Source organism: Mesorhizobium sp. M7A.F.Ca.CA.002.04.1.1 (genome assembly GCF_004022805.1).
Taxonomy (GTDB): Bacteria; Pseudomonadota; Alphaproteobacteria; order Rhizobiales; family Rhizobiaceae; genus Mesorhizobium; species Mesorhizobium ciceri.
The window spans coordinates 1-5,221 of sequence record NZ_RZPL01000391.1; the positions used below are offsets into that span (position 1 = coordinate 1).

The 5,221-nt window shown below is 58.3% G+C and carries 4 protein-coding genes and 1 pseudogene; 1 reads left to right on the top strand and 4 read right to left on the bottom strand.

The genetic code is table 11. From position 1 onward, the window contains the following. The 4 genes from ENZ75_RS19845 to ENZ75_RS19860 all read right to left on the bottom strand — a co-directional run. Positions 1–703: ABC transporter ATP-binding protein (locus ENZ75_RS19845; RefSeq protein ID WP_164887878.1), on the bottom strand; the 703-nt coding region annotated here is incomplete at its 3' end. Beyond that, positions 700–1,632 carry an ABC transporter permease gene (locus tag ENZ75_RS19850; protein WP_063169343.1) on the bottom strand — a complete coding sequence of 311 codons (933 nt, stop codon included), beginning with the start codon at positions 1,630–1,632 and terminating at the stop codon, positions 700–702. The genes ENZ75_RS19845 and ENZ75_RS19850, both read right to left, overlap by 4 nt. Further along, a complete protein-coding gene (locus ENZ75_RS19855; RefSeq protein ID WP_063169344.1) occupies positions 1,629–2,618 on the bottom strand; it encodes an ABC transporter permease in 990 nt (329 codons plus the stop codon). Before ENZ75_RS19855 ends, ENZ75_RS19850 begins: the two co-directional genes overlap by 4 nt. Beyond that, the gene (locus ENZ75_RS19860; RefSeq protein WP_063170379.1) at positions 2,615–4,294 is read right to left on the bottom strand and encodes an ABC transporter substrate-binding protein; all 1,680 of its coding nucleotides are present in this window, start codon (positions 4,292–4,294) and stop codon (positions 2,615–2,617) included. The genes ENZ75_RS19855 and ENZ75_RS19860 overlap by 4 nt, the downstream gene beginning before the upstream one ends. Positions 4,295–5,009: 715 nt before the next feature. On the opposite strand from ENZ75_RS19860, the pseudogene ENZ75_RS19865 reads away from it, so the two are divergent. Next, positions 5,010–5,221, top strand: a pseudogene (locus ENZ75_RS19865) (IS5/IS1182 family transposase); the annotation flags it as partial.

The following is a 5,221-nucleotide window of genomic DNA, read 5'->3' on the forward strand; positions in this document are numbered from 1 at the left end:
CGTACATGATCATTACGCGATCACAACACTTAGCCACCACAGAAAGGTCGTGGGTGATCAAAATCAGGGCGAGGCTCAACTGCGATCGCAAGTCGCCTAGCAGGTTAAGGATCTGAGCCTGAGTGATGACGTCGAGCGCTGTGGTGGGCTCGTCACCAATGATAATCGAAGGTCGACACGCGAGCGCCATGGCAATCATCACCCTTTGTCGCATTCCGCCCGACAACTCGTGAGGGTAGGCGGAACCACGATCCGCCGGGATGCCGACCAGTTGAAGCAACTCACTTCCCCGCTTGGTCGCCTCGCCCCGCGACATGCCGAGCTTCAGCATGCATGGCTCGGCGATCTGCTTGATAATGCGGTGAACAGGATTAAGTGCGTTCATCGCGCCCTGGAAGACAACGGACGTTTCGCTCCAGCGATGTGGCCGCATCGCCGCATCATCGTCGATCGGCAGTCGGTTGCCACGATAGCGCACTTGGCCGCCGCTGACCCGCGCGTTGGGTGATAGTAGACCAGCGATCGCCATCGCGGTCGTGGTCTTGCCACTGCCCGATTCTCCGACGAGGCCCACGGCCTCTCCGGCTCGGAGCGCGAAGCTTACGCCGTCGATTGCTCGCAATGAAACGCCCTTGAGCCCATAATCGACAGAGAGCCGGTCTATTTCCAGAAGCGGTGTTTTGTCCTGGGAGGAGCTGGTCATGGGATCACCCTCCGCCGTGGATTGAACGTGTCGTCAAGGGCACTGCCAATCAGGACGAAGCTAAGCGAAACCGTGAGTACGCACAGTCCTGGGGCGCCGAGGTACCACCAGGCTCCAGCACTGGCCGCGCCGGCGCGCTGAGCGAGCGAAAGCAAAGTGCCCCATGAAGGCTGCAACGGGTCCCCGAGTCCAAGGAATGAGAGCGATGTCTCGACATAGATTGCGCTGGCGACCACCAGCGCACCATTGGCTGCGATTTGCGGCACGAGATTGGGGAGGATGTGCCGCACCATGATGCCGAAATTACTGCTACCCGCAACGCGCGCACGATCAATGAATGGTCGCTCCTTAAGCGACAGTGTCTGACTCCGGACGATACGTGCAACAAAGGACCAGCTTGTCATGCCTATAACGACAATGATCACGAAAAGAGAAGGACGGAAGCCCAGGATTTCTCCACCGCGCCCCATCACCTCGAGAACCACGGGTGTAATGACCAGCGCCAGCACGAAGGACGGCATGACAAAAAAGAAGTCTGTCAAGCGCATCAGCCAGACGTCGACCCTGCCACCATAGTAGCCAGCGGTCGTACCGATTGTAGTCCCAACGACGAGGCTGATCACAGTCGCGAGTAGCGCAATCGTAAGCGAGATCCGGGCACCATGGAGGACCAGATTGAGCACGTCCCGCCCGATTTCGTCCGTGCCGAGCAGATGCTCGCCTGATGGGGGTGCGAGGAAATCGCCAGTTGCATTGATCGCAGTCTGGAGCGGTCCCGCCAGAATATTGGGGACCGCTCCCACAACAAGAAAGAATACCAGACATACGAGGCCCACCTGAGCACCGCCATAGCTGAGAAATTGACGCAGAAAGCCTTTTATTGCGCGCGCCCGGCCTCGCGGGCAATATCGAACAATATTGTCGCTCATTGTCGGACCCTCGGATCTAGAAGGCTGTAGGCAAGATCGGCTACGAGGTTTGCGAGAACAATTGAAACGCCAAGCAACAGGAATATGCCTTGAAGGACTGGGTAGTCCCGTGCGTTGAGTGCTTCCACCGTCAGCCCGCCGATACCCGGCCAGGCGAAAACGGCTTCGACAGTGATGGCCCCGGCGACCACATAGCCAATATTGAGGGTGATCAAGGTCACGACCGGTAGCATTGCATTGCGAAATGCATGACGCATCAGCATTTGACCGTTGGTCAGCCCTTTCGCCCGTGCGGTTACCATGTAATCCTCGGTGAGTACGTCACTCATTGCGGCACGAGCGACGACGACGTACTGGCCGATTAGCCCAAGCGCCACCGCAGTGGCGGGAAGCGTGAGATGTTGCAGGTAGTCGAGGAACGAACCAAGAGAGCCCGTGATCAGGCCGGGCGAGTATGCACCATAGCCCGGGAGCCAACCCAATGCCGTGCTGAAGATTACCACCAGGATCATGCCGAGCCAGAAAGCCGGCGTAGAATAGAGCGCCAGAGAGGCTCCGGTTGCGATACGGTCGCCGGCTCCTCCCCGGCGCCAGCCTGCGTAGATCCCAAGCATCACCCCAATAACGATTGCCATTATCTGAGCAACCCCGACTAGGACTATGGTGTCCGGCAGGCGTTCCGCTATCAGGTCTGCGACATGCCTGCCCCTGAACTTGAAGCTGTAGCCGAAATCGCCGCGGAGTGTTGCCGACAGGTAGTCGACCGCCTGGTCCGGGAACAGCGGCCGGTCAAGGCCCCAACGTTGGTTCTGCGCCTCAATCTGCTCGGCGGTGACGCTGACGCGCGCCCCGCCAAGCAAAAGAGATGCAGGGTCACCTGGAATAACTCGGAATAGGATGAAGTTCAGGACTGCCACCATCAGGAGGGTTATAGAGGCCCTGACGATGATGCGCAGGATGTGACGGCTCCCTCCCCCTCCGTTCACGGCGCGGGCACCGGCTTCAAGCGATCGAATGGGAAGTAGCTGTCCATCGACATGATGCCTTGCTTTCCCCAACCCTCGAAGCAATCCCTCCGGTGGGCTTCGAGCAGGGTGGGGTAACATAGTACGATGTAAGGCGCTTCAGTATAAATTAGTCGCGCTGCCTGGTCGACCAGCTTTTGGTTTTTCTTGAGGTCAACGGTGACCTGCACCTCCGCGAACAGTTTGTCGAACTCCGCATTCGTCCAGTACGCCTTGTTCTTGATGCCGATGGAATTGCTGCTGCCGAAGATGAGCAGGTCTTTAGGTGTTGGGCCTTGCCAGGTATCGGAAATGAGCAGATCCCACCCTCCGCCGCCTTTCGCCGGAGCTGCGGCGCGGGCGCTCAGCGCACCGGAGTCGAGCCGAGTCACCGATACAGGGATACCGATTTGCTCCAACCAGCCAGCGATAAACTGCACTGCCGCGACCGGCATCTCTATATTTGCTGAAGGTCCAGACACCAGCTCTAGCTGGAAACTCTTCCCGTCCTTGTCCTCCCGAATGCCATCGCCGTTCGTGTCCCGGTACCCTGCGGCGTCAAGCCGGCGGTTGGCTTCGGCGAGATCGAAGTGGCGCCTGATGTCGTTCAGATCTGAATAGTAATCGGCCGCCACCGGCATTGCGAGTCCGACACCAGGGTCGGCGTGTCCGCGCATGGCTCGATCGACGATGGCCTTCTGATCGATCGCGTAGCCGAGCGCATCGCGAAACGCCGGATCCTGCAGAGCCTTGGTGCTACCTGCGCCATCTCCCGAAGCGGTGTTGAAGGCGAGATAGGTTTTCTGAGCTATGCGGGATTCACCGACTACAATGTCGGGATCCTTCGAGAGATCAGCCCACTGGGCGGACGTCAGGTAGTTGCCATAATCGAGTTCCCCGCTCTTAAGACCTTGCGCAATCGGATCGGCGGCATCGAAGGACCGCAGGATCACCCCCGCGATTTGGGGCTTCCCCGTACGGAAATAGGGGTTCGGCGTCAGGCGTGTAAACTGGCCCTGGTGAAACTCCGAAACGATCATAGGTCCCGTACCCACCAAAGGCGGATCGTTGCGGAAGGTTACGCGTGCGTCAGCATAGCTGATGTCCTTCCAAATGTGCTCGGGAACGATCATTATGATATTGTCTATTGGCCAGGTCGCGGGGAACTTGGTCACGATCTGCAAAGTCTCGTCGTCGAACGCTTTGATGGACTCGACGTTCTCAAGACCGCTGGTGCTGTTCCACCCGACGTTTAGCTCGTCGGGCTTGCCTATGGAATCGTGCAAATAACTATAAGTGAACGCCGCGTCCCTAGCGGTAGCAGGCTGGCCGTCCGACCACTTCATGCCGGGCCAGATCTTGAAGGTCCAAGTGAGGTTGTCGTCGGCGACGGACCAAGATTGGGCAAAGCCCTTTCGATCGTCGTATCGCTGGGCGTCTATGCAGACCAAGAAATCATAGCAAATAGCCAAGGGCCAAAAGGAGCCCCAAGTGGCGAAGGGGTTCATCGAATCAGGGCCTCCACCCAGTCCGCCGATTCGCAGGATGCGATCGTCGCACGACGAGGCGAACGCCCTCGAGTTAATCCCCCAAGGGGTCGCCGAAATCGCCAGCATTGCCTTCATAAGCGCACGACGATTATATGAGTATTGGCTCATTTTATCCTCCCTGTTTGCCGGCTTTATCATCACTTCATGTTCACACGACCACGATGATCTACGGCCTCAACCCGGAACATCTGGCTTCCTTTTGACGGAAGCTCCACAGTCCCCTCATTCCAGATAAGTAGCAGTGCCCAGGGGGGTGGTTCCTGCAAATTGGCCGCTGTGCCTGCATGAATCCGGCGTTTTTCTCGATTCTGGGCACAGCTAGCCAGAATTAAAGTCGATTGGCCGGTTCCAGCTCCTGGCGGCGCCCACGGACAATTCGCATATAGCAAACGAGGCAGTCATTCAGGTTCTGTTCGCGACCTCGGGTTGGAGGGTCCCGTCGAGCCGCAAACGCCTTTATCACGGATGTGTGATGTCGGAATGTCGATGCCGAAATTCCAGAGGATATCCTCTTCCGGCACACGACGGTCTAAGAGGCGTTCGACAAGCTGCGCGCCGCGCAACAACACGGAGCTTGAGCCGCCCGTTGAAAAACGATGTAAACGCTGATGGATCTCCAGCCTGATGCGTGGCCGCCAGCTCGTCGACCGTGAACTATCCGCAAGCCATTGATCTGGCCTTTTGATTGAGGCGGATAGCGTCTTTTGAATTGCAGGATTAGCGGTATTTGGACGCTGTTTTCCTGCAATTCGGTTTTGCGATTCCCTTGTGCTGCGGAGCGTGATTCACTCGGTTCGGCGGCGGCGAATCGAGGGGACGGCGAATGTCCAAGCCACGCGAGACGGGAGAGCAGGACCTGTTCCGCTCCAGGCTCGATCAGATCATCAACATGAAGCAGGCGATCGACCGGCCGGTGCTGGAGGAGCGTTTCGGCGCCGTCTATTCGGACGGCCCCGGCATGCCGCCGCTGCCGACCCGGCTGATGGCGGGGCTGGCGATCCTCAAGCACACCTTCAACCTGTCGGATGAGGTGCT